Here is a 24,998-nt window from a genome sequence, read left to right as displayed (position 1 = left end):
CAGTATAACACAGAAAGGGAATCTCATGTCATCTTCTAAAAATACATTTATCGCTTTTCTCCTCAATCTCAGCTTTTCTATCATCGAGTTTATCTTTGGTTGGATCTTTGGTTCCAGTGCCATCTTAGCAGATGCTGTTCATGATTTGGGTGACGCTCTCGCCATCGGAAGCTCTGCCATCATGCAAACCTATGCCAACAAACCTGCTGACAAGAACTATCCTTTTGGCTACAAGAGATGGAATATTTTGGCCGCTCTCTTGACTTCTAGCATTCTGATTATCGGCTCCAGCTTGATCCTTGTAGAAAACATTCCCAATCTTTTCCATCCCAACCCTGTCAATCAGGATGGGATGCTGATACTTGGGATTATCGCTGTCATCATCAATTTCTTTGCTTCTCGTATTGTAAAAAATGGCCATAGCCATAATGAATCCATTCTCAGCTTGCACTTTTTAGAGGATATTTTGGGATGGCTGGCGGTCATCCTTGTTTCCATCATTCTTCAATTTACTGATTGGTACTTTCTAGACCCATTACTCTCACTGGGTATTGCTATCTTCATCCTCGCCAAAGCCCTGCCAAAAGCCTGGAACAATGTCAAGATTCTACTTGAAACAAGTCCGCAAGGAGTAAATCTTGAAGAAGTGAAAGGAGTCCTCCTGGCTCTTGAAAACGTTCACGAAATCACTCAGCTAAATGTCTGGACCATGGATGGATATGAACATTGCGCGACGGTGACGGTCAAACTGACAAATCCTGCTGTAGCAGACAAGACCAAAGCAAAAATACGAAATTCTCTCATTACCTTTGGTATTGTCCAGAGTACCATCGAAATTTTGTAAAAAAAAATAAAAAATATCACATTTTCCTCACCCATTTGCGAATAAATAGGTATGAAGACAATTATCCTATTTTTCCTTGGAGCTTCTATCGGCTCCTTCCTGGGATTGGTCATCGACCGTTTCCCTGAACAGTCCATTATCGCCCCAGCTAGTCACTGCAATGCTTGCAAACGACGGCTCAAGGCCTGGGACTTAATTCCAGTCCTATCCCAGCTTTCGACAAAATCCAAATGCCGTTACTGCAAGGCGAAGATACCTTATTGGTATCTGGGACTAGAATTCTTAGCTGGTCTAGTTGTCCTGCTCTGCCATTTTCAAGTCCTAAACCTAACCGAAACCATTCTCATCTTGGCAGGACTAGTTTTGACCATTTACGACATCAAACATCAGGAATATCCTTTTGCTGTCTGGCTCATTTTTACTTTTATAGCTCTGGTGCTCTCCCAGCTCAACTGGCTTTTCTGTGGCTTTTTACTCTTGGCCTATCTGACTGAAAAATGGCAAATCAATATTGGTTCTGGTGACTTTCTCTATCTGGCAAGTTTGGCCTTAATATGTGGATTTACAGAACTCCTCTGGATTATCCAGATTAGTTCCCTCCTAGGGCTTCTTGTCTTCGCCATTTTCAAACCCAAGTCTATTCCCTACGTACCACTCCTTTTTCTTTCAAGTATTCCTATCATTCTGTGCATCTAAATCGAGTTTTTCTCGATTTTTTTGTTATAATAGAAGGCATATTAGAGTTCAACTCCATCAAAATAATTGGAGTGCCTTCTTGATAGGAAGGCAAAAGGAGAAACGTTATGACACTATTTAAGGATGACAGTTTAACCCTGCATACCGACCTTTATCAAATCAACATGATGCAGGTCTATTTTAATCAAAACATCCACAATAAACATGCCGTGTTTGAAGTCTATTTCCGTTCTCAACCCTTTAAAAATGGCTATGCCGTCTTTGCAGGTTTGGAGCGTGTGGTAGAATATCTCAATAATCTCAGCTTTAGTCAGATAGATATTGACTATCTGACAGAACTAGGTTATCCGCAGGATTTCCTTGATTACTTGTCCCAATTGGAAATGACTCTCACTGTCCGTTCGGCTAAGGAGGGCGACCTGGTCTACGCTAACGAACCCATTCTTCAAATCGAAGGACCATTGGCACAATGCCAACTAATCGAAACTGCCCTCTTAAACATCGTCAACTACCAAACCCTAATTGCTACAAAAGCTCGCCGTATCAAGGCTGTCATTGAAGATGAGCCCTTGATGGAATTTGGCACTCGCCGTGCCCAAGAAATGGATGCTGCTATCTGGGGGACTCGAGCAGCCTTTATTGGTGGAGCATCTGCGACTTCCAATGTTCGAGCTGGCAAAATCTTCGGCATCCCTGTCGCTGGTACCCATGCCCACGCCTTGGTTCAAACATACGGAGATGATTACAAGGCTTTCAAAGCCTACGCTGAAACCCATCATGACTGTGTCTTCCTCGTTGATACCTATGATACGCTTCGTATTGGTGTTCCAGCAGCCATCAAGGTTGCCAAAGAAATGGGAGATAAGATTAACTTCAAAGGGGTTCGGATTGATTCAGGCGATATGGCCTATATTTCCAAGAAAGTTCGTCAACAATTAGATGATGCAGGTTTTACAGATGCGAAGATTTACGCATCTAATGACCTGGATGAAAATACCATCCTCAACCTCAAAATGCAAAAGGCAAAAATTGATGTCTGGGGAGTGGGCACTAAGCTAATTACAGCTTATGACCAACCTGCCTTGGGGGCTGTCTACAAAATTGTATCCATCGAAGATGAAGATGGAAATATGCGTGACACCATCAAGCTGTCTTCTAATGCGGAAAAAGTCTCCACTCCTGGTAAGAAACAGGTTTGGCGCATCACCTCCAAAGAAAAAGGGAAATCAGAAGGGGACTACATCACCTTTGCGGACACTGACGTCACACAGATGGATAATATCTATATGTTCCATCCAACCTACACCTACATCAATAAAACCATCGAGAACTTTGATGCCCGTCCTCTCCTAGTTCCTATTTTCGAAAAAGGAAAACAGGTCTATGAACTTCCAAGCCTAGCGGAAATTCAAACCTATGCCAATCAAGAATTTGATAAACTCTGGGATGAATACAAACGTGTGCTCAACCCTCAGCTCTATCCAGTCGACTTGGCACAAGATGTTTGGGATAATAAGATGAACCTCATCAATCGTATTCGCAAACAAACTCAGACCAAATCCATCTAAGAAAGGTATGTTATGACCCTACAAGAAACCATTATCAAGGAACTAGGTGTCAAGCCAAGCATTGACCCCAAAGAAGAAATCCGTCGCTCCATCGACTTTCTCAAAGACTATCTGAAAAAACACCCATTTTTGAAAACCTACGTTTTGGGAATTTCGGGTGGACAAGACTCGACCTTGGCTGGTCGTTTGGCCCAGCTGACTATGGAAGAAATGCGGACGGAAACGGGTGACGATTCTTATCAATTTATCGCTATCCGCCTACCTTACGGCGTGCAAGCTGACGAGTCCGACGCCCAAGCAGCCCTAGCCTTTATTCAACCAGATGTCAGCTTAACCATCAACATCAAGGAATCAACAGATGCCATGGTGGCTGCAGTCAATGCAAATGGACTTGCTATGTCTGATTTTAATAAGGGAAATGCTAAAGCCCGCATGCGCATGATTGCCCAGTATGCAGTTGCCGGTGAACGCAAAGGAGCTGTGATTGGAACCGATCATGCAGCTGAAAATATTACCGGCTTCTTTACCAAGCACGGTGATGGTGGTGCAGATATTCTCCCCCTCTTCCGCCTCAATAAACGCCAAGGAAAACAGCTTCTAGCCGAACTGGGGGCAGATGAAAAACTCTACCTAAAAGTCCCTACTGCGGACTTGGAAGAAGACAAGCCAGGTCTGGCTGATGAAGTCGCTCTCGGTGTTACCTATAACCAAATCGACGACTATCTCGAAGGCAAAACCATCGACCCTCAATCCCAAACCATTATCGAAGGATGGTGGAACAAAACTGCTCACAAACGCCACCTGCCAATCACGATTTTTGATGATTTTTGGAAATAACAAATAACCCCTGACGATATGCAACCGTCAGGGGATTTCTTTTATCTATTCTCCAAATAATCCGCAATAGCCGCCACATCCTTGTCTCCTCGACCGGAAACATTGATAATAATGATTTTATCTTTATCTAGTTGTGGTGCTAATCGAATAGCTTCTGCAATCGCATGAGAAGATTCAATGGCTGGAAGAATTCCTTCTGTACGACTTAAGGTCAAAAGGGCATTAACAGCCTCATCATCTGTTGCTGCGACATAATGAACACGACCAGTTTCCTTATAGTGGGCATGTTCTGGGCCAACACCTGGATAATCCAAGCCTGCTGAAATGGAATAAACAGGTGCTACTCCACCATTTTCATCAAAAAGGGAGATAGTCTTCATACCATCAACCACACCGACTGTTCCTTTCGTCATGGTCGCCGCATGCAGTTCTGTATCAACACCTTTACCAGCAGCTTCTACACCGATAAGCTTGACTGACTCATCTGGTAAATATTGAGAAAATGCACCGATGGCATTGGAACCGCCACCCACACAGGCAATAACGTAGTCTGGCAAGCGACCTTCTTTTTCCAGAATCTGACGCCGAGATTCCACACTAATAATCTTTTGAAACTCATGGACAATCGTCGGATAGGGATGTGGACCAACTGCTGATCCCAAAACATAGAAGGCATCTAAATCTGCCATCCAAGCACCGAATGCCGCATCAACTGCCTCTTTCAAGGTTTGAGTTCCATCCGTTACAGCATGAACACGCGCCCCCATCATCTCCATTCGGAAAACATTTAGCCGTTGACGTTTGACATCTTCTGCCCCCATATAAACATCACAGCCCAAACCAAATCGTGCCGCAACAGCAGCAGTCGCAACCCCATGTTGACCAGCACCAGTTTCTGCAATCACTCGAGTTTTCCCCATTCTTTTCGCCAACAAAATTTGCCCCAGCACATTGTTTAACTTATGAGAGCCTAAGTGATTCAAATCTTCCCGTTTGAGATAGATTTTCGCTCCACCAAGCTCCTTGCTCAATGATTCCGCAAAATACAATGGCGTTTCACGACCAGCATAATCTTTCAGATAAGCTTGGTATTCCGCCAAAAATTCTGGATCGTTGCGGTACTGTTCAAACGTCTCCTCCAACTGATTCAACAAAACCTGAATTTGCTCTGGTACAAAACTACCACCAAACTGTCCAAAATAACCTTTTTCTGTCATATAATTCCCTCTTTCAACATTCGCTACAAGAGACCAATAAGGTCAAAAGTTTAATCCTTCTTTACTTATCCTTAATTGCTACGCCATCGTTTCATATTGCTTACCTCGTAATATCTATCATCATCGAAATAGATTGCTTTTTTGATAAGAGACCAAGACCAGACATAAGTCAAGTTAGACAAGCTGAACGTGACAAAATATAAAAGCAATCTACAAAGACAATGAAAAAGCCCACGCAGGAAAAAACATCCTGCGAGGGCGTCAATGACACGGTGCCACCTCACTTATGGGAATTGTCTATAATCCTCCCATATCTCATCTCCTCTAACAAGGAGTTGCACTGTAAGGTGTGCGGACCGAACTATCATTGTTTTAAGTTCTTTTACGTGACTGTTTTGGCTGATTACTCAAAGTAAGTTACAGCAAACAATCATTGTGAATTTAGGGCATTTTAGGACTAGCAGTCGAGTGAAGGCAGTACTGGTGGTACGGCAAGACCGACTAACGACGTCATAAAATAGACATAAATGCACATCAGCCCATTTCATAAAACTCCGCCACCCGTTCTCAGCACCACAGGCTCCCTGAAGACTTCTGCTTTATTACTTCTTCTGATTTAAAGAGATTATACGGTATCTGCTCAAGATTGTCAATAGATTTTTTAAAATTTTCTAAAAAATCTGAAAACTACTGTTTCGTTCTTCCTTGACAGAATCTACACCACATTTTATAGGTTGTATAAGCCAACACACCGCCTAATGTATTAGTCCAGAGATCATCCACTTCAAAGACCCGACCAGCATCGATCAGGAGGTCCAACAGAAGCTGGGTGCACTCGATGAAGAGACTGATACAAAAACTATAACGAATCACCGCTCGAAGGCTCCGCCATTCTTCCCTAAGAAACAAAAGAAGAAAAATCAGAGGGAAAAGTAGAAAAATATTAGTGATGTTTTGCAAGAAAATCCATCCTAGGTCCGCCAAACTATCTACCTTGTCCCCGTTGACGATGCTGTTGAAAGGAGTTGGTAAAAGATAGAGCCGCCCAATTTGAATAATTCCCGGGGTCGAGAAATCCTTATACTGTGGGTACCAAGTCTGTGGTAGGAAACAAAGTAAAACAATAGCCAGAGCATAGGCTCCAGCTAAGGTCTTACAAATCTGTCTTCCTAGCTTGGTCAAGTTTCCATCTGCTTGGAAGAATTTTCTCATGCTCGAATACCTGCCTTTGCTTTTGCGGCTGCAATACGAGCACGGGCTTTTTCACGATCTTTCTTGAGCGTATTGGAACGCAATTGACCACAGGCCGCATCAATATCTGTACCATGTTCCTGACGAACGACACAGTTAACACCATTTTTCTTCAAAACATCAAAGAAAGCAAGAGTACGTTCCTTGGTTGAACGACTGTACTGGTCATGTTCACTAACTGGGTTATAAGGAATCAAGTTGATATAAGACAATTTACGGATATTCTTGGTCAAATCAGCCAATTCTTGCGCCTGTTCCACTCCATCGTTGACCTCATTAAGCATGATGTACTCAAAGGTAACACGGCGGTTGGTCACCTTGATATAGTCTTCGATTGCCTCGAACAAGACCTCGATTGGATAACGGCGGTTGATCCGCATAATGCTTGAACGAAGGTCGTTATTTGGCGCATGGAGTGAGACAGCCAAGTTAACTTGGACACCTTCACGTGCAAAGTCACGGATTTTTGGTGCCAAACCAGAAGTGGATACCGTGATGTGACGGGCACCAATTGCCAAGCCCTTGTCGTCATTAACCACTCGCAAGAAGGTCATAACATTATCGTAGTTATCAAGCGGTTCACCAATCCCCATCACAACGATATGGCTAACACGCTCATTCTGATTGCGCTCATCCAAGTACTTTTGTACCAACATAATCTGAGCCACAATCTCACCGCTAGTCAAGTCACGTTGCTTAGGAATCAATCCAGATGCACAGAATGTACAGCCGATATTACAGCCAACTTGTGTCGTTACACAGACTGAAAGGCCATAGTGCTGGTGCATGAGAACTGTCTCAATCAACATGCCATCTGGCAGTTCAAAAAGGTATTTGATAGTACCGTCCTTAGACTCCTGTACAATCCGTTGTTTGAGCGGATTAACTACAAAATGTTCTTCCAACTTTTCAATCAAAGATTTTGGCAAGTTGGTCATTTCCGCAAAAGATTGGACACGAGAACGGTAAAGCCATTCCCAAATTTGAGTGGCACGGAACTTCTTCTCTCCGTTTTCTAAAATCCAATCAACCAGATTGGCTTGACTAAATGCATAAATTGATGGTTTCATATTTCTCCCTATTTCTGGCGGATAACAAAGTTACGCTTCACTTCATTCATCTCACGCTTGCTCTGCTTACGCTCACGTTTTTGAGAACGCTCCGTTTGACTCGCCTTAACACCAGCATTCTTCATAGTAAAATGACGCTGTTCCGACTGTTTATTTTGCTGCTTCCCTTTTTTCTGACGGTCATTGCGATTACTTTTGTTTTCTTTTGGCGCAATAGGCTCCGTCCGCTGCTGATTTCTGTTCCGATTGCGAGAACGACTCCGCTTCCGACGCGGTCTATCCTCCTCCTCAGCAGGCAAGTCTTGTGGATTCGGATTGGCTAAGACGAAATAAGCACAACCAAAATTACAATACTCCGTCAAATAGTCGTCCAAGCGGCTGATTTTTAAGTCTGATTTAACATTTTTATCGTCTGTATAGAATCCCCTTAATCTCAGCTGCTCATTGCCCCAATCTCCCACAATATAATCAAACTTGAGCATGAGTTGTGAAAAACGTTGACCAAAAATCGTCTGGTCAAAAGCATTCTTGTAATCTTCCAAAAGGTCCAATTCAATATTTTCAGATACAACCTTATCTCCGACACGAGCAAAACTCGGGCCAGGGTATTTATTATAGTTATACATTTCAGGTGAAATTTCTTTTTTCATTTGTCCTCCTATCTTATAAAATCTTCATACGTAAAAATCATTTGATTAATAATCTATCTGGTCAGAATCTAAATTCTCACACTTAACCTTATCATTATAACACGATTTATCTGGAAATTCTCCTACTTTACCATTTAGGAGAAATTTCTGACAATTATAATATTATTCTCTAGCAAAAAAGGACGATTTACTCGCCCTTCGTTTTCTTCAAATAATCAATAGCCTCTTGAACAGTTTTCACAGGAACTACCTCAATATCCAACCCTGCTTTCTCCGCAGCTTCTTTAGCTTCCTCATAGTTGGTTTTAGCCTTTGGATCTTCCTTCAAAACTTCCACATCAACTGGATTATTTGGTACGAAAAAGATACTTGCACCTGACTTAGCTGCTGAAATAACCTTCTTATCAGCCCCACCAATGTCACCTACTTTTCCATCCTGCTCGATAGTCCCCGTACCAGCAATAATTCGACCATCACGTAAGTCAGGCTCTGCGAGTTGAGTATAGATGGCAAGTGTAAACATCAGACCAGCACTTGGACCACCAATATCTCCCGTTTGGAAATCAATCGGAATCGAACTTTGAACCTCTGTATGATCTACAAGAGTGATGCCTATTCCGTTTTTTCCATTAGACAATTTGATAATCTTACCGTCCGCAGATTTTTCCTGACCAGCGCTAATATAACCAACTGTCACATCACTTCCAAGTTCCAAGCCACTCACATATTTAATCAAATCAGGAGAAGACTCAAATGTTTTTCCATTGATACTCACAACAGTGTCAGCAATATTAAGAACTTTTTTAAAGGTCGAATCATCCGCCAAGGCAAGTACATAGACACCAAAGAAATCAAGATTGACTTCTTTTCCTGCCAAGGTCAAACCTTGGTACTTCGCCATATTTTGCGATGTCTCCATGTAAAACTGTGCTATACGGAAATACTCTTCATTGTCGGCCCCTCCTGTCATCTCTTCAGAGGAACGAACTGTCGTATAGGGATCAAACTGAGCAGCGAATAATTGTAAAGCTGTAGCTTGTTGGACTGATACATAGGTGAAGTTGTAAGAGCCATCCTCTTGGTCTATTTGATTGTTCACCGTTAGTACCTGACGAATATCGGCAGCTCCACCTGGACTTTCCAAATAATAAGGCAGACGAACAAAAACGGCAAACCAAATCAAAAGAGTTCCTAAAACAATAGATGCAATTAAGGTTAACTTCCTATTTTTCTTCATTCTTTCTAATCTCCTCACTAACAATTTCTGGAACATAAGGGCCTATATCCTGTTTGAAATACAGCAATTCTCGAACCTGGCTGGATGATACGAACTTAAGCTCTGGCTTGGCGATTAAATAAATAGTTTCCAAATCTGGCGCCAACTGACGATTGTAAAAATCAAAACTTGACTCGTATTCCAAATCGGTCGCATTACGCAATCCTCGGACCAAATGTGTCACTCCATAGCGCTTAGCTACATCGACTACCAATTCATTTTCAGACAGAACGACCTCGATATTCTCCATTCCTACAAAAAGCTTCTCCAAAATGGCTTTTCTCTCCAAGCCCGTCAAGAGTCCTGCCTTTTTAGGATTGGTAAAAACTCCCACATATAATTTATCAAATAGTCCACTCGCTCGTTCAATTAAGTCCAAGTGTCCATTGGTAATGGGGTCAAATGAGCCCGTAAACAATCCAATCTTATCTGACATATACTGTTACCTTACTAATTCCGTAGAGTTTCTCTTTCCATATCCCCAGCTCTGCTATTTCCTCCGGAAGAGAGACCGCCTTATCCGTTTCGCAGACTACCATAACATCATCTGCTAGTAAGTCACGGCGACAAAGTTCTGTTATCACATCTTCAATTTCCTGCTCTGCATAAGGAGGGTCCAAGAATACCAGGTCGAAAGGCCCTTCCACACTGTTCAAAGCCTGTCTAGCTTCCATTGCTAGAAGCTGAAATTTATCTGCTTCCTTAGTCATTGCAATATTTTCACGGATAATGGCTTGTGCTCGTCGATCTCGCTCAACCAGAACTGCTGACTCCATGCCACGAGATATAGCCTCGATAGATAACCCACCACTGCCGGCGTACAAGTCAAGAACTCTACCACCCTCAAAATAGGGACCAATCATATTAAACATGGCTCCACGGACCTTATCCGATGTCGGTCTGGTTGTTTTTCCATCTAACGTTTTCAGTGGCCTTCCACCATAGCTTCCCGATACAATTCTCATAAGGTATATTATAGCAAAAAATGAAGCTCGTTGCTGAAACCAAGTGCACTTTGTTCTGCTTTCCTTTTTGCACCAACTTTTTCATCCTCCTATCAAATATGCTCTCAACCGCTATAGCAAGAAATCATTCTCACATTATTCAATAAAATGATAAAAATAAAAAGCAAGGAAATTCTGTTTTACGCGAAATTCCTCACTCTTATCGTATGTATTAAACTAGATTGTTACAAGAAAAAATTGATGTTGAAATACAAATAGCTATTTTTCCAGTATGCTAATACACCCCGTAGCTAAAAAGCCTACGGATTATCTGGCGAACTCTCGTCAGCTGTTGGAACTGTTTCTACTGACTCAACCAGGCTAGTTGTTGAATCCGTCGTTTCCGCCGGTGTTTCAGAAACTGTTGGAGTTTCTACCACAGGTGCTCCTTCACTAGTCGGAGGCACTGAAGTACTTGTACTAGTTGACGCCACGCTGCTTGTATACTGGCTTGTTGAACTCACACTTTGATTTCCATATATATTTTGATTAGGCACTACATAGGATTCTTGTGAGGTCTCACTAGCTTCAGCAAGGTCCGTTGACTGACTAGTCCCTGTTTCAGATACTTTTTTCTCATCAGCTACTTTTTGGGCTGCTTCCGCCCTGACCAACTCCGCTTTTAGCTTAGCCTGTGTTTGAGCATCTATCTGCTGTCCCACTAGCTCTTTTACTTGGTCAATCCGTTTCTGTAATGCTGCTTTTTTAGTCGCATCCGTAACCTTGTTTACTGCAGATTGTGCCTCTGCAAGTTTCTCTTCAGTATGTGTTCCTTCTAATACAATGACAGCATTCTCAGCATCCTGAAATAATGTATCAACCGTTTTTTTCTGATTGGGCACTTGCTGTACTGTCTTTGTATCACTTGTTTCGCTTTGAGCATTTTTATACCAACTAGCGCCTAAGCTAATCAATAAAATAAGTCCCATAAAAGAAATAATGCCAATTTCTGCCAATGACAACTTTTCAAATTTCTTTTCCATATTTTTGCCCTTATCCGTCTTATTGCATAAGAAAATACTCTAGCCTACTGACAATGCTACTTAGTCGTTTTTACCTTACCATTCCATCCGTTTAGACCATAGCTTAAAATATAGATTTCGTTAAAGCCCTGTTTCTTCAGATGAAGAGCTGCAGGCGTTACCAACTGACCACGATCATTCTCATAGATTAAGACAGGTCTGTCCTTACGCAAAGCAGCTGTAGACTGGCGCAATTGCTGGTAAGGAATATTTCTCGCACCTAAGATATGCTTACGATTAAACTCACTCGGGTCTCGCAGGTCAATCAACTGACCTCCGTGTATCTTTTCTGCAAATTCTGCATTATCAATCACCGTCGCCGCACGGCGCAATCTCCAGTAATTAAAACCCATCCAGGCTCCCAATACTGCCAAAAATACTAAAAATACCCAAAATGTTGCCATCACTCATTCTCCCTTGATTTCTGATACTCTAATTCCAAACGATGTTCCCGTCGCAAAACCAATTCGGCCTCCATGTAGTCCATCCTATCCAGAAGACCAGCCTGATAAACGCGATTGAGCTCTATCTGCATCATCTCGATGTCATAGAGACGATTGCCCATATAGATGATAATACCAAAGCGTTTTAGCAACTGTTGCACATCATATAGTCGTTTCATATAGTAAATTTTAGCAGAATATCCGAAGATTTTCAATATAAAAACTCAAGTGCTGTTTCCCTGCATTCATCAAAAAAGATTGGGTTCTAGCCCAATCTCATTCGTTATGCTATCCAACCCTTTTCCTGTGCAATCTTAACAGCAGCCGTGCGGTTTTCTGCACCCAGCTTGGACAGGATAGAGGTCATATAATTGCGGACCGTCCCGTCAGACAGGTAGAGCTGACTAGCGATTTCCTTGTTGGACAAGCCATCAGCAACCAGCTTGAGCAGCTGGCTTTCCTGGTCCGTCAAGGGACTGCGTTGGGTTAGGAGGATATCCATCAACTCTGGCGAGTACTCCTTTCGCCCTGACAAGACCGTTTCAATAGTCCGCATAAGGTCCGAAATGGAGCGTTCTTTTAGCACGTAGGCATCCACATCTGCCTTGACCGCTCGCTCAAAATAACCTGGTCGCTTGAAGGTGGTCATGATGACAACCTTGACGGGCAAGGATTTCGCTCGCACCCATTCCAAGACATCCAGCCCCGTCTTCTCAGGCATTTCAATGTCTAGCAGTACCACATCTACTTGCTCTTTTTCCAAAAGAGCAAGGGCCTGACTGCCATTTTCTGCCTGTAAAACAGCCTCAACCGCATCTTGAAAGCCCAAGAGCTGACAGAGGGCGTCCCGCAGCATGGCCTGGTCTTCAGCGACTAAGATTCTCATTCTACCACCTCCTCAAACGGAATTCGGATGGACAGGCGGGTGGGCTTGGCTAGAGAGATAAATTCCAAACTTCCTTTCACCGTTACCAACCTGTCCTTTATGGTATGCAATTCCTGACCAGTCAACTGGGCAAAGCCCACACCGTTGTCTTCGTAGTATACAACCAATTCTTGCTGGTCTTTTTCAAAAACCAAACGACAATTGCTAGCCTGGCTGTGCTTGAGCAGGTTATTGGCCAACTCTCTCAGCACCATAGCCAGCTTGTTCTGGACGGGCAAGCTGAGCTGCTCTGCTATTTCCCCGCCCAAGACGACCAAATCCACTCCTGCCAAGTCCAACATCTGCTGCAAAATCTGGAGTTCCTCTGCCACGGTGTGCTGCTTGAGGGACTGGACAATCTGGCGGACATCCTGCATGGAGTCCTTGGCCAAGGTCTGAAGGTCTGCCACCTCCTTCTTGGCCTGGTCAATCTGGTCGTGGTCTAAAAGTGTCTGGACCAGCTCAGCCTTGACAGACAGCATGGCAAAGACATGACCAAGTGTGTCGTGCAAGTCCTGACCGATACGGTTGCGTTCATTCTCAGCCAGCAGGAGATTGATGGACGCATTTTGCTCCTGTAGGCGTTGCTGAAGGGCTTCCCGCTTGGTTTCAATCCAACTGAAAATCAGCAAGGCCAAGCCGAAAAAGTGAATGATGAGTGCAAAAGCTCTCATCTCAAAAGGAACAGGGCCAAAGAGAGCCCAGAGGATAATGGCCAGTAACAAGATCCCATAGGACACCGTCCGATAGGTCGGTCGATTCTCTTTATAATACCAGCCCAGCATAGTGGACAGATTAAAGATAAAGAGGGAGAATTGCAGATTGCCCCAAAAACTCATGACGGCGATATAGCCAATCAGGTAAAACCACCCCAGCAGGGAATAGAGCTTGTGGTCGGTGTAAAAGAGAGAACAATAGACCAAGGCAAAGAGAATGGTCGCTAGGACAACTGCCGTCGGATTGGGACTATACTGGGCATAGTAAAAGGGAAAATAGAGAAAGACCATGCCCACGAAGAACATGAGCGGTACCTTTCTTTTTTCAAATATCATCTGTCACCTCACTGTTGCTCCGATTTTCTATTCAGAACTAGAGCAATTCCTAAGAAAATTATCGCATAGCCTAGGACAATTAGCAAGGATTTCCAGAGAAAATCTCCCTCTTGGGCATAGATGGTCACCAGCTGGTTGGCATGGTAGCTGGGCATGAGTTTGCAGATTCGCTGTACCCAGTCTGGAAAGAGGGAAACAGGCATCCAAGAGCCGCCCATGATAGCCAGAACAAAGTAGAGCAAGTTTGCCACCACCGACATGGTTTGTTCCGACTGAATTTGCACCAAGAGCAAGCCAATAGCTAGAAATACGATAGAGGTTACTAAAAGTAAGAGAGCCGAAATTACCCATTCTTGAGCTGTCATCTCTACACCCTTAACTAAGCCACCCACCGCAAAGACAATGGCAATAGAAGACACAAAGCAGAGCAAGACCCGCACCAGTTTGGAAAGATAGTATTGCCAGATTGGCAGGGGCGAATGCTGGATAAAGGTCAACCAGCTATTTTTTCTGTCCTCTGCCAGCATCGTTGGAAAGGTGAAAAGGGCAAAGCCCGACATGGAAAAACCTGTCATGGTCAGCATATAGGACTGGATAAAGGCCTTTTGCATGGCCACATCGTCAAACTGGACCGTCGATGAGAAAATCAGGAAAAAGATGACGGGCATGCCGATAGACAGGAGAAATACTCCCAAACTTCTGGATAATTTTACCGCCTCTACTTGAACTAATGCTTTCATGATTCTTCCTCCCTCGTCTTGTCAAATAGGCTGTTGAGCAGGGTTTTGTTCTGAACCTCTAGATCCGAAATCCGACAACCTGCCTCCTGCAAGCTAGCCCAAACCTGCTCAATAGCTCGGGTCTTAAAGCTAACCGTATCTTGTTTGTAGCTGATTTCATTGATTTCAGCCAAGCTCTCCACCACCGCCGCAAAAGCAATCGGCAATGTCACTTCTTTTTCTTGCTCCTCACTCCGCATAGCAAATGGCGTGGTATCTCTTAGTAGCCGCCCCTGGTGCAAAACCAAAATCCGCTCCGCCGTATGCTCCACTTCCTCGATATAGTGGCTGGTATAAAAAATAGTCACACCCTGAGCCTTAAGTTCATGGACAATCTCCCAAAAACGCTGGCGGGTCGACGTATCCATGCCCGCCGTTGGCTCATCCAAGAAAAGCAACTTGGGCTTGCCAATCAGGCAGATGACGAAAGCCAAGAGCCGTTTCTGACCACCCGATAGCTTGCCGGCCAGTTGATTTTTTTGCTCTGGGGAAAAGCAGAGCAGGCTGTCGATTTCCACATCTGTCAGACTATCCTTGTAGATGGCTTGGAAAAAGCGGAGCAATTCCTTGACCTTCAGGTCTGTCGGAATGGCATTTTCTTGTGGTAAGACTGCTACCTTTTCCTTATTAGACTGAGCCTGTGGAGCCAGACCGTCCAACAAAACCTGGCCTTTCGTCGCCTTCCTATCTCCCAACAAACAGGACATGAGCGTTGTTTTCCCGGCCCCGTTTGGACCGATTAAAGCCACACATTCTCCTGACTTGATTTCAAAGGAAATATTGGACAAAATTGTCCGTCCTTTGATGATTTTTTCTAGTGCTTGTACTTCTATCATTTTTCTACCTCCTACTTCTTGAACATCTTACATACATAGTATATCTAGAAAAGGGAAGCCCTACTAGAAGACTTTGTCATTGACTCATGTGACAAATGTCATATCGTATCTGCATCAAAAAAAGAGTCCTACTGGACCCTTCAACTATTTACAATCCTGGAGCTTGACCTAATTCTGCCTGCAGCATCCAAATATGTTTTTCAATACTAGCCTTAGCCACATTGAAAATGTCGTTGGTTACGCTGTCACCTTCTTCATCACTGACATCAAATCCCTTTTGGAAAAGAGCAGCCAGATAGCGGAACACCTCTACCACACGCGCCAATTGCTCTTCAATCGTTTTATTGTAGTCACCAGGAACTTCCTTAAGCTGACTATTTTCACTAAACTCTTTAAGGGTAGAAAATGGTGCCCCACCTACGGTGATTAAACGCTCACTCATCTCATCCAAATAACCATCAATTTCTTCCATATATTCATCCATCTTTGGATGCCAAATCATAAAGCCACGACCACGCATATACCAATGAACTTGATGGAGGATTGAATGGGCTACTGATAAATCAGCCACCGCTTGATTCAAAACAGCCTTAGAATCAGCCAGTGATGGACGCGGGCTGAAAGACGCAATTTCTGCTGGAGATTGATAATATTTTTGTTTCATCATATATCATCCTTTCTTTTATTTATAATTATTATAAATAAAAGAAGAGAAAAATGCAAGAATTATCCCTCATCCTCTGACTTATTGGCAGACAAATCCCTTGCTATATTAACTTATATACGATAGACTAGTAAGTAAGAATAGTATGTGGGAGTGGGAAAGAACTCGACTAGTTCAAAAAGAGTTCGTCAACAAGTCTTTATTTCTAGTTATTGAGCTGAAACAGTCTATTCCCAGACTGTTTCACTCCCACCCCCGCACAGCTCCAACAGTCACTACTCTGACTGTTGGAGGTTGGAGATATAGCGAACAAAGTTCGCATCAGTCGTAGTGGCCAGATTTGGAGTGCAAAACACGAATTGCTGAGATTTGCTTCGCAAATCCTATCTCCAACCTTTAACAGTCCACTGGACTGTTAAACCCAATCAACCACTGCGCTGAGATGTTGACACGAGCTCTGAGAAGTGGTCCTGGGCTTGTTGCCCAGCCTCATCGCCCCCATATGTGTATATCAAGGAGGAATTTTATGTCAGAAGAAAAATTTGACGCAAAACTAGAACAGCTATCTGGCTCTGCAAAAGAGGTAATTGGTAAGCTGACCGGCGACAAGACAATCGAAGTTGAAGGACTTGTTGAGAAAAGAATTGGCAAGGCAAAAGAGCTAGTCGAAGATGCAAAAGACGGGCTTGAAGGTGCCATTAACGGCATCAAAAATGCTTTCGACAAAGAAGAGAAATAAACAAAGAGTTCAATATAGATAGGATTGGTCGTGCACTGTTTGATAATGAACATTACACTTAATTTGGTCTTTTACCTATAGCCCGAACAAAAATATACAAGAGAGGGGAACTCAGACATTTACCTGTCGAGTCTACCTTCTCTTTTCTTATGCCACGAAAGGAGAATCTATGAAAAAAATCGTTTTTGTCTGTCTTGGAAATATTTGTCGTAGTCCTATGGCTGAATTTGTCATGAAAGATTTAACAAATCAATTTCATATTGAAAGTCGTGCTACTTCAAACTGGGAGCATGGTAATCCTATCTACCCTGGAACACAGAAAATTTTCCAAAAGCACAAGATTCCCTATGATAAGACCAAAACTTCTCAACAAATCTCTCAAGCAGACTTTGAGGAATTTGATGTTATCATCGGTATGGACGGCAATAATGTCCGAGATTTACAGAAAATGGCACCAGCACATGCACAAAATAAGATTTTTCAATTCGCAGAAAAATCCGTACCAGACCCTTGGTATACTGGAGATTTTGACGAAACCTACGAAATGGTAAAGAAAGGTTGCCAAGACTGGTTGGACAGGTTACAGTCATTTGACCAAGAATAAGATTTTCTATGTAATATTTTTGTAATATTTGTAAAAAAATGGTAAACTATTTCTGACTGAACTGATAATTTCTTACTGTATCCTAGAAAGAACTGATTAGCATCGGTCAAATCCTATGAAAGAGTAAAACGATGAAAGAGTTTAAATTACCTAGTATAAAATGGCATGATATAACAAGTCATTTCACCCGTCCAAAACTTGAAATCCTCTCCCTTATTATCATCCTCATCTGTGCCCTCTCTGTATTTACAGGGCGAATTGCCAGCAAGCAAGCCATAACTTTCAATAATGGCGCCCTGCAGTACAACGGTTATGTGGTCGCAAATAAAATGAATGGTCAAGGAAAATTGACCTTTGATAATGGAGATGTCTACGAAGGACAATTTACAAATGGAATTTTCCACGGTCAAGGAACCTACACATCTGCAAGTGGGTGGGTTTATACCGGGCAATTTAAAAACGGCTACGCCGATGGAAAAGGAAAATTGACCACCGAAGGACAAGCTACCTACGAAGGAACTTTTAAACAGGGGATTTATCAATATGAAAATTAAATGGTTATCCGTTATACGTGTGATTGGATTAGTCTTTGTCCTACTCTATCATTTCTTTATCAAATATTTCCCAGGTGGCTTTGTGGGGGTTGACCTCTTCTTTACCCTGTCTGGATATTTGACAACCGCCCTTTTGATTGATGAGTTTGCAAAACATAAAAAAATAGATATTGTCAGCTTTTTCAGAAGAAGGTTCTATCGCATTCTCCCCCCTCTGGTTTTAACGATTCTTTTGGTTCTTCCACTTGCTCTGCTTGTCCGCAATGATTTCATTGCCAATATCGGCAATCAGATAGCCGCTGCGCTCGGATTCATGACAAACTTCTTTGAAATTCTATCAGGTGGTAGTTACGAGAATCAATTTTCACCTCATCTATTTATGCATACTTGGACACTAGCCATAGAAGTTCAGTATTACCTTGTCTGGGCTGGTTTAGTTTGGTATCTGACTCGCATCTCAAAAAGTGTGGGGCAACTACGTGGATCAATTTTTCTAACATCTATAAGCCTCTTCTCGCTAAGTTTTTTAGCAATGTCTATCTCAAGTTTCTTTGTAGATAATTTCTCAACCATTTACTACTCGAGCTTCACACATACCTTCCCATTCTTCCTCGGAAGCATTCTCGCAACCATCGCTGGTATCGGAAATACAACAACTGCCTTCCAGCAACAAGTGAATACATTGACTATCAAACAAGCTATAGGTCTGTTTCTTGGAGGACTAGGAGTAGAACTTCTTCTTCTCTTTACTCTTCAATTCAGTTCCATCTGGACCTATCTAATTGGTTTTCTTCTATCCAGTTTAGCTACAGCAACTATGATTTTTGCTGCTCGGGTACTTCACGAGAAAACCGAAGATGTCAAAGAACCTGCAATTATCCTCTTCTTTTCAAGTATTTCTTATGGTATCTACCTCTTCCATTGGCCCTTACTCATTATCTTTACACAACTGACAAATGCCACTATCGCTGCGGGATTATCCTTTGTTTTTTCTACTATCCTATCAACTATTTCCTTTTATATTCTAGAACCATATATTGCTGGAAAAGTAGGAAGCTTGTTTGGATTACCCATAGATTTGAAACCATATAAAAAATGGCTTCTTGGTAGCTTTGCTTGCTTGACCATAGTTGGCTTAGGTATCTGTCTGTTTGCACCAAAATTAGGAAGTTTTGAACAAGAGAGCATGGTTAGCAATCTTTACCAAGCTCAGACCCAACTAAATACAACACGATCTGCTGCTGAAAACGCTAAAGCTACTAGTTTTGAAATTCAAAAAGGAGTTATCATCTTTGGCGATTCTGTTACTGTTCGCGCAAGTGCTGCCATACAGACCACGCTACCAGATGCACAGATCGATGGAACTGTCAGTCGAAATCTCTCTGAAATTGCTAAATTGATAAATCTTTATAAGCAAAATAATAGCTTGAAAGAGACTGTAGTTGTAGCCCTAGGTACAAATACTACGGATAATTATCAGGAACTACTAGACCAGCTAGTCAAAGATTTTCCTAAAGGACGTCGCCTTATTTTTGTTACTCCTTACGATGGAAACTTCACTCCAAGCGAATCCATTTCCTATCAAACAGGTCAATACGAGAAAGAATTGGCTGAAAAATATGATTACATTTCCATTGCAGACTGGTATCAAGTTGCAAAGGATAATCCACCAATTTGGTACAATACCGACCTTGTTCATTTCAATCTTGAAAGTAATGGAGGCGAAGTCTTCGCCCAAACGATAAAAAATGCTGTCGAAGCCGTTGCTGATGGCCCAATCAAAAACTAGATTTATACATCATCATCCTCTGAGAATTTCTCGGAGGATTTTTGCACGATTTTCCGATAAGTCCAGCGCGAACTCTAAGAAATGGCGCTGTGCCTGAGCTCAGTCTCAATAAATCTTGTGAAATAAGCCACTTCTACAAAGGACGGAAAAGCGAAGTAACGATATAGTCAATATGTAAAGACCCCCAGTTGAGAATTCGTGGATTTACCTGTACACTAGAATAAAAAAAAACAATCAACTTCTAACAGGAATTACCACACTCAATTGGAGGTCTTTACATATTGTCTATAATAGAAAGATGACAAGTTAAAACTCCTACCTTTTACAGTAGGAGTTGGTGTCAAATTGACTATTTTTGCTTACTTTGGAAACGCCATTCAAAGCGTTTCTGATCGTAAAATGGATACATCATTTGTAAAAGAGTGACGGCAAGTAGCCAACCGCCGATAATATCTGTCGGGTAGTGAACCCCAATATAGATACGGGATACAGCTACTAGGACAGCAAGTAGAATCAACACGGCTTGTAGCACAAGTCTAGCTATGCCTTTCTTCATCCTCTGGTGAACAATAATAACAACTGCTCCTGCAATCATCATAGTTGATGCAGTATGCCAGCTAGGAAATGAATAACCGATGGTATCAATCAACCATTCAATACTTGGACGCGGACGTTGGTAGACATATTTCAGGGCTGTGGATGCCACACCCATCGCCGCAAAACTAGCAAGTAGGAAATAAGCTTCTATCTTCCATTTTTTATAGTAGTAAAAGATAGCAGCTAGAATCATGGTAATAGCTAAAATAATAACCGTATTTCCTAAAACAGTAATAGAGGTCCAAAATTGACTGGCTCCACTTGGCAAATTTCCACGAATGGCAGACTGGACAGTCGAGTCAAAACCTGCTAGGGTACTAGGATAAAATTTTACTACATAGCCCAATATCACAAAGGCTAGAGCAAAAAAAGATGCGTTTCGTAAATGGATTTGTTTATTCTTCATACAGTATAGTTTACCTTATAAAGGTTAAACTTTCTTTAAAATAGGTTGGGCTGCTTTGTAACAGATATAAAATATTGCTGAAAGCACAATCCCTTGTAAAAGATTAAAAGGAAGTACCATCATCAAAAGATAGTTAGTCAGACCCAAGATTTCTTTAATATCAAAATTTGCAAAGGCTGCATAGACAGGCACCGCATAAACGTAATTTAATACCAGCATCACTGCTGTCGAACCAAGCGTCGCAACAGCGGCTGCTTTTAAATAATTTTTTAACGTTTGTTCATTTTTCCAGAAATGAGCTACTGCTAAAATGAAAACTGACATAGCTGCAATATTCATCGGTAAGCCAATAATTGTCGATGGTCCCTGATTATTTAAAATCAGTTTGAGAAAAGTTCGTACCAAAAGGATAGCAAAACTAGACTTCATATCTAAAACAAGCAGACCAAATAAAATCGGTACGAGAGAAAAATCCACTTCCAGGAAACTGGCTGTTGGAATTAGCGGAAATTTCAAATACATGAGCAGAAAGGATACTGCTGAGAGAATGGCTATAATCGTCATTTTGCGTGTGTTTGTCATAAGGTTCCTCCAATTTTTGAAAATTGAAGAAGCGTGGAAGGGCAGGCAAAAAGCCGCCACTTCGTCTTCTCCCATCCAGACTTTACTGTCGGTTGTGGAATTGCACCACATCAGCTTTCGCTCGCAGACTGTACGTGTCTTTCTTTCTATTTTATGGCTTCGTTAAGTCGGCTTGACATACCCTTAGTATAGTCTGCACCTCCTTGCCTAGCCCTAAAATGAAACAAAAACACTTTTTTTGAGTGTTGCTTAAGATTTTTCTATCAGTCTAGGCGACAAGGCGAAGGCATAACTGGAGTTAGGCAAGCCTGGTCAACGACGAATGAGAGAAAAAGAAAAGCAAGAATCAAAAAAATCACTGCCGGTCGGGAATCTCACCCTGCCCTGAAGACTATTTCATCATACCAAAAAAGCCTTGCATTTGCAAGAGCTTGGTAAGTTTTCACTATTTTAACTTGTCCCCATCATAGGTGTGAACCAAATCTAGACCAACGAACTGTTGCTGCCGAAGAGCCTCATATACAATCATACACGCTGTATTAGAGACATTAAGACTACGCACATGTTCATCATTCATTGGAATACGGATAGCCTTCTCTGGATGTTCACGCATAAAATCTTCTGGCAAGCCCTTATCTTCACGACCAAATAAGAAATAATGAATGTTCCCATCATTATAGTCTTCATCCGAATAGGTTTTATCAGCAAATTTAGATACTAAGTGAACACGTCCTTGTTTGCTGGCATAATCCATAAATTCTGCTAAATTGTCATAGAAGCGAACATCTAACTTATCCCAATAATCTAGTCCTGCACGTTTCATCTTACGGTCATCAATTGGAAATCCCATAGGCTTAATGATATGGAGAGGACTATTGGTTGCAGCACAAGTTCGAGCAATATTGCCTGTATTCTGTGGAATCTGTGGTTCAAATAAGACAATGTGGTTTTTGGCTGTTTCTTCTATATACTCTAATGTTTCAATATTCATAAGGACCTCTCTGGTGACATTTCACTAAACACGAATACCCTCGAAAATCAAATCCAAACCATGTCAGCTTCATTTTGCCGTATACCAGTACAGTCTGCTGCTTGTTTTCTAGTTTCTTTTTTTGATTTTCATTGAGTAAAAAGACTCGACTGTCTCCTATGGCAAGAAAGACAAAAAAATAGCCACACTGCCCGGAGTCAAGCTCAGCAAACAGCATGGTGAATGATGATTCATTCACTTAACTCACAACAGGTTTGAGTTAAATCAATGAAATCGTGATACTATTGTAGCTTAAAGAAGGCTGAAAATCAAGAGTTTTGCCCCATTTTTTTCAAATTTTCATAGAAAATGAAAAAGGAGAGCAAATAAACTCCCCTTTCTTACATTTATTCTGCTGCAATCCCTTTTTCCGCAGTCAACTCAAGATTTTCATGGCCTGATTTACTATCCGAACCGATATAAACGTCGTAATATTTAACGCGTTTGTTAACGGCAGTAATACTTTCACGTTCAAAGGTTGGAATTGCAAAGGCTTGTTCGAATGCATATTCTTGCCAAGCTTTGTAGTTTTCAATATTTTTTTGTTCGTCAAATGACTCAGCAGAGGTAATTTTATTTAAAAGTGCTGTGTTTTCATCTGAAACGAAGCGAGTATAGTTGTACATCGCTTCAGGTCCCCACAATGATGTCGGGTCTGGATCTAGGCCGGCAATCCAAGCAGCAAGATAGACATCAATCCCCTCATCATTGGCAGCAATTGATTCATAGAAAGTATTGTACTCAATAGTTCTTCCTGTATAGAGTTCCACATTCAAACCAATTTCTTTCCACCATGTAAGGTATTGCTGTACCATGGTTTCTTGCGTTTCGGTTGATTTCTGTGCTGCAACACTGATGGTAAGCGATTTTCCTTCAGCATCTTCACGCATACCGTCTCCATCTACGTCTTTATATCCTGCCTCATCGAGAAGTTTTTTAGCCTTTTCAGGATTATAACTATAGCCAGCTAGTTCTGAATCGTGAACATCTCCAAAGAAAGAGATAATTAGTGAGTTTGTCGGGTGATACAAGCCGTTATATAATTTCTCTCCAATCACCGCATTGTCCAACGCATATCCCATTGCTTGACGCAATTTAACATTATTCATCTTAGCATTAGGATTGGTCACATTCTTACCACTAGCATCATCGTACTTACCAAGATTAAAGCCAATATAATTGTAAATACCATCCAAACTACCTAACAAAGTAATATTTGATAAGTCCTTGTAAGATTCGTACTGGTCTGTTGGCATATCAGCAATATCATAATTGCCTGCTCTCATTTCTGCAACAATCGTATCTGGTGAAACAATATCAATCCTGTAACTATCTAGCTTAACTTTCCCTTTAAAGTAGTACTCATTTGGTACATAGGTCACCGACTCGCCATTGACAATTTCCTTGACCTTATAAGGACCCATACCGACAACTTTTGCCGTACGAGAATACTCACTTGATTCCCAATCTTTGACTGCAATGTCTTTAAAAATGTGTTTCGGCATGACTAAATAAGGTACTCCACCACCAGCATACATCATGGATGGAGACATGTCTTTCACTGAGAGGACTACCGTATAGTCATCAACCTTCTTAACACCTGAAATTTCACTTGCTGTTCCAGCCTGAAATTCTTCAAAGCCAATGATATTTGTATAGGTAGTATCTGCACGAACCCCTGTATAGTCTGGACTAGCTAGTTGTTCGATTGTGAAAATATAATCATCGATGGTGAAGGCTTGCCCATCGGACCACTTATAGTCCTTGCCTGTCAAACTAACGGTAACTGTCTTTGCGTCTACATCAAACTCTGCCTTAGCAAGGCCTGAATCGTCTAACGTCCGAGCTGAATCATATCCAAACATAGAAATATCAACCATGCCTGCAAAGGTTGAGTCTACCGCCGTCTGCGATAATTCATCAATTAAGATACCGGTCGAAGGTGCCGAAGCTACCAAGGCATATTTGAGACTTCCGCCTTCAATAGTTTGTCCTTCGTGTGTCACTTCTGATTTAAATGTCAGAGCAACATCACTCGTCTTTTCTTTAGTTTGGCAAGCTGTTAACGTTGCAATAGAAAGCAGACCGATACCAGTTAAAGCGATGTTTTTCATTCTTTTCATATCCCTACCCCATTTATTTATTTTGAATAGTATAGCACGATTTAGCATAAATATGCAACTATCTTACCAACAATGTTCGCCTTTGAGTATTCTCACTTTTTTCCATTTTAACTAAAAATAGCAGCGAATAGAGGTAAAAAAGAGTACCTCTTCAGCCACTACTGCTTCTTCGTTTTTTATGATAGTCCACTAAGCCCAATACTCAATGAACTCGGATAAGTATAGTCTTGTCTGTAACAAAACGGAGAGTCATTTGGTTTATCTTTGATTCCTTCGACGAGCGGAGGCTGGGCAAAAAGACCAACCTCGCTTCTCAGCGTTCGTGTCAACATCTGAGCGCAGTGATTGATTGGCTATAACAGTCCAGTGGACTGTTAATATTGAGGCGAACTTGCTTCGCCCTATCTCCAGGCCTTAAAAGGTTCCCCAAACCTTTTGAG

General features: G+C 41.9%; 27 protein-coding genes and 1 riboswitch. Of the genes, 8 read left to right on the top strand and 19 right to left on the bottom strand.

Annotated features, from left to right (window positions below):
• Positions 1-25: 25 nt before the first annotated feature.
• The 4 genes from F9856_RS00690 to nadE all read left to right on the top strand — a co-directional run bounded on the left by F9856_RS00690 (position 26) and on the right by nadE (position 3,945).
• The gene (locus F9856_RS00690) at positions 26-844 is read left to right on the top strand and encodes a cation diffusion facilitator family transporter (protein WP_024378111.1); all 819 of its coding nucleotides are present in this window, start codon (positions 26-28) and stop codon (positions 842-844) included.
• A 51-nt stretch (positions 845-895) separates the two neighbouring features.
• The gene (locus tag F9856_RS00685) at positions 896-1,540 is read left to right on the top strand and encodes a prepilin peptidase (RefSeq protein WP_029185181.1); all 645 of its coding nucleotides are present in this window, start codon (positions 896-898) and stop codon (positions 1,538-1,540) included.
• Positions 1,541-1,647: 107 nt separating this feature from the next.
• Positions 1,648-3,108 (top strand): nicotinate phosphoribosyltransferase, encoded by a 1,461-nt coding sequence (locus F9856_RS00680; RefSeq protein ID WP_029185182.1) that lies wholly within the window; start codon positions 1,648-1,650, stop codon positions 3,106-3,108.
• Positions 3,109-3,120: 12 nt separating this feature from the next.
• The gene (gene nadE / locus F9856_RS00675) at positions 3,121-3,945 is read left to right on the top strand and encodes an ammonia-dependent NAD(+) synthetase (protein ID WP_024378114.1); all 825 of its coding nucleotides are present in this window, start codon (positions 3,121-3,123) and stop codon (positions 3,943-3,945) included.
• A gap of 41 nt (positions 3,946-3,986) precedes the next feature.
• Here nadE and trpB read toward each other — a convergent pair whose 3' ends face one another.
• The 15 genes from trpB to F9856_RS00600 form a co-directional block, all read right to left on the bottom strand.
• Positions 3,987-5,162, bottom strand: a complete 1,176-nt coding sequence (trpB, locus tag F9856_RS00670) for a tryptophan synthase subunit beta (RefSeq protein WP_024378115.1) — start codon at positions 5,160-5,162, stop codon at positions 3,987-3,989.
• A 687-nt stretch (positions 5,163-5,849) separates the two neighbouring features.
• The gene (locus F9856_RS00665) at positions 5,850-6,374 is read right to left on the bottom strand and encodes a VanZ family protein (RefSeq protein WP_024378116.1); all 525 of its coding nucleotides are present in this window, start codon (positions 6,372-6,374) and stop codon (positions 5,850-5,852) included.
• Positions 6,371-7,483, bottom strand: coding sequence for a 23S rRNA (adenine(2503)-C(2))-methyltransferase RlmN (rlmN, locus tag F9856_RS00660; protein WP_002942845.1), 1,113 nt, complete (start codon positions 7,481-7,483; stop codon positions 6,371-6,373). The genes F9856_RS00665 and rlmN overlap by 4 nt, the downstream gene beginning before the upstream one ends.
• Before the next feature lie 8 nt (positions 7,484-7,491).
• A complete protein-coding gene (locus F9856_RS00655; RefSeq protein ID WP_014638483.1) occupies positions 7,492-8,133 on the bottom strand; it encodes a YutD family protein in 642 nt (213 codons plus the stop codon).
• Positions 8,134-8,320: 187 nt separating this feature from the next.
• Positions 8,321-9,370, bottom strand: a complete 1,050-nt coding sequence (locus tag F9856_RS00650) for a SepM family pheromone-processing serine protease (protein WP_014638484.1) — start codon at positions 9,368-9,370, stop codon at positions 8,321-8,323.
• Positions 9,357-9,845, bottom strand: a complete 489-nt coding sequence (gene coaD / locus F9856_RS00645; RefSeq protein ID WP_002939048.1) for a pantetheine-phosphate adenylyltransferase — start codon at positions 9,843-9,845, stop codon at positions 9,357-9,359. Before coaD ends, F9856_RS00650 begins: the two co-directional genes overlap by 14 nt.
• Positions 9,835-10,374, bottom strand: a complete 540-nt coding sequence (gene rsmD / locus F9856_RS00640) for a 16S rRNA (guanine(966)-N(2))-methyltransferase RsmD (RefSeq protein WP_014638485.1) — start codon at positions 10,372-10,374, stop codon at positions 9,835-9,837. The genes coaD and rsmD overlap by 11 nt, the downstream gene beginning before the upstream one ends.
• 299 nt (positions 10,375-10,673) lie before the next feature.
• Positions 10,674-11,396 carry a hypothetical protein gene (locus tag F9856_RS00635; RefSeq protein ID WP_029179803.1) on the bottom strand — a complete coding sequence of 241 codons (723 nt, stop codon included), beginning with the start codon at positions 11,394-11,396 and terminating at the stop codon, positions 10,674-10,676.
• Positions 11,397-11,452: 56 nt separating this feature from the next.
• A complete protein-coding gene (locus F9856_RS00630) occupies positions 11,453-11,839 on the bottom strand; it encodes a rhodanese-like domain-containing protein (protein WP_029175886.1) in 387 nt (128 codons plus the stop codon).
• Complete coding sequence (locus tag F9856_RS00625) at positions 11,839-12,057, bottom strand: YqgQ family protein (protein ID WP_024375849.1); 219 nt, start codon at positions 12,055-12,057, stop codon at positions 11,839-11,841. Before F9856_RS00625 ends, F9856_RS00630 begins: the two co-directional genes overlap by 1 nt.
• A gap of 104 nt (positions 12,058-12,161) precedes the next feature.
• A complete protein-coding gene (locus tag F9856_RS00620) occupies positions 12,162-12,764 on the bottom strand; it encodes a response regulator transcription factor (RefSeq protein ID WP_029175885.1) in 603 nt (200 codons plus the stop codon).
• Positions 12,761-13,855 (bottom strand): sensor histidine kinase, encoded by a 1,095-nt coding sequence (locus tag F9856_RS00615; RefSeq protein WP_029175884.1) that lies wholly within the window; start codon positions 13,853-13,855, stop codon positions 12,761-12,763. The genes F9856_RS00620 and F9856_RS00615 overlap by 4 nt, the downstream gene beginning before the upstream one ends.
• A gap of 8 nt (positions 13,856-13,863) precedes the next feature.
• Complete coding sequence (locus F9856_RS00610) at positions 13,864-14,595, bottom strand: ABC transporter permease (protein WP_029175883.1); 732 nt, start codon at positions 14,593-14,595, stop codon at positions 13,864-13,866.
• Positions 14,592-15,470 carry an ABC transporter ATP-binding protein gene (locus tag F9856_RS00605; protein WP_029175882.1) on the bottom strand — a complete coding sequence of 293 codons (879 nt, stop codon included), beginning with the start codon at positions 15,468-15,470 and terminating at the stop codon, positions 14,592-14,594. The genes F9856_RS00610 and F9856_RS00605 overlap by 4 nt, the downstream gene beginning before the upstream one ends.
• A 148-nt stretch (positions 15,471-15,618) precedes the next feature.
• Positions 15,619-16,137 carry a Dps family protein gene (locus F9856_RS00600; RefSeq protein ID WP_029175881.1) on the bottom strand — a complete coding sequence of 173 codons (519 nt, stop codon included), beginning with the start codon at positions 16,135-16,137 and terminating at the stop codon, positions 15,619-15,621.
• Between the two features lie 523 nt (positions 16,138-16,660).
• Between F9856_RS00600 and F9856_RS00595 the strand changes: the two genes are divergently transcribed.
• The 4 genes from F9856_RS00595 (at position 16,661) to F9856_RS00580 (ending at position 19,820) form a co-directional block, all read left to right on the top strand.
• Positions 16,661-16,873: a CsbD family protein gene (locus tag F9856_RS00595; protein WP_044690644.1), complete on the top strand. Its 213-nt coding sequence runs from the start codon at positions 16,661-16,663 to the stop codon at positions 16,871-16,873.
• A gap of 169 nt (positions 16,874-17,042) precedes the next feature.
• Entirely contained in the window at positions 17,043-17,477 is a 435-nt protein-coding gene (locus F9856_RS00590) for a low molecular weight protein-tyrosine-phosphatase (RefSeq protein WP_024375843.1), read from the top strand.
• 131 nt (positions 17,478-17,608) lie between these two features.
• The gene (locus F9856_RS00585; RefSeq protein ID WP_024375842.1) at positions 17,609-18,031 is read left to right on the top strand and encodes a membrane protein; all 423 of its coding nucleotides are present in this window, start codon (positions 17,609-17,611) and stop codon (positions 18,029-18,031) included.
• On the top strand, positions 18,021-19,820 hold the full coding sequence (locus tag F9856_RS00580) for an acyltransferase family protein (RefSeq protein ID WP_202105414.1): 1,800 nt from the start codon (positions 18,021-18,023) through the stop codon (positions 19,818-19,820). The genes F9856_RS00585 and F9856_RS00580 overlap by 11 nt, the downstream gene beginning before the upstream one ends.
• A 349-nt stretch (positions 19,821-20,169) precedes the next feature.
• On the opposite strand, the gene F9856_RS00575 is transcribed toward F9856_RS00580, so the two are convergent.
• The 4 genes from F9856_RS00575 to F9856_RS00560 all read right to left on the bottom strand — a co-directional run bounded on the left by F9856_RS00575 (position 20,170) and on the right by F9856_RS00560 (position 24,558).
• Positions 20,170-20,823, bottom strand: coding sequence for a phosphatase PAP2 family protein (locus tag F9856_RS00575; protein ID WP_029177621.1), 654 nt, complete (start codon positions 20,821-20,823; stop codon positions 20,170-20,172).
• A 24-nt stretch (positions 20,824-20,847) separates the two neighbouring features.
• The gene (locus F9856_RS00570; protein ID WP_024375839.1) at positions 20,848-21,405 is read right to left on the bottom strand and encodes an ECF transporter S component; all 558 of its coding nucleotides are present in this window, start codon (positions 21,403-21,405) and stop codon (positions 20,848-20,850) included.
• 59 nt (positions 21,406-21,464) lie between these two features.
• A riboswitch (FMN riboswitch) is annotated at positions 21,465-21,801 on the bottom strand.
• A gap of 49 nt (positions 21,802-21,850) precedes the next feature.
• Complete coding sequence (locus tag F9856_RS00565) at positions 21,851-22,396, bottom strand: tRNA (cytidine(34)-2'-O)-methyltransferase (protein ID WP_024378130.1); 546 nt, start codon at positions 22,394-22,396, stop codon at positions 21,851-21,853.
• 386 nt (positions 22,397-22,782) lie between these two features.
• Entirely contained in the window at positions 22,783-24,558 is a 1,776-nt protein-coding gene (locus F9856_RS00560) for an oligopeptide ABC transporter substrate-binding protein (RefSeq protein WP_044688527.1), read from the bottom strand.
• Positions 24,559-24,998: the final 440 nt, after the last annotated feature.

Origin of the sequence: Streptococcus suis (assembly GCF_016743335.1) — a bacterium.
Taxonomy (GTDB): Bacteria; Bacillota; Bacilli; order Lactobacillales; family Streptococcaceae; genus Streptococcus; species Streptococcus suis_Y.
Note: the sequence above shows the minus strand (reverse complement) of the source record. Positions and strands in the feature narration are given on the sequence as shown.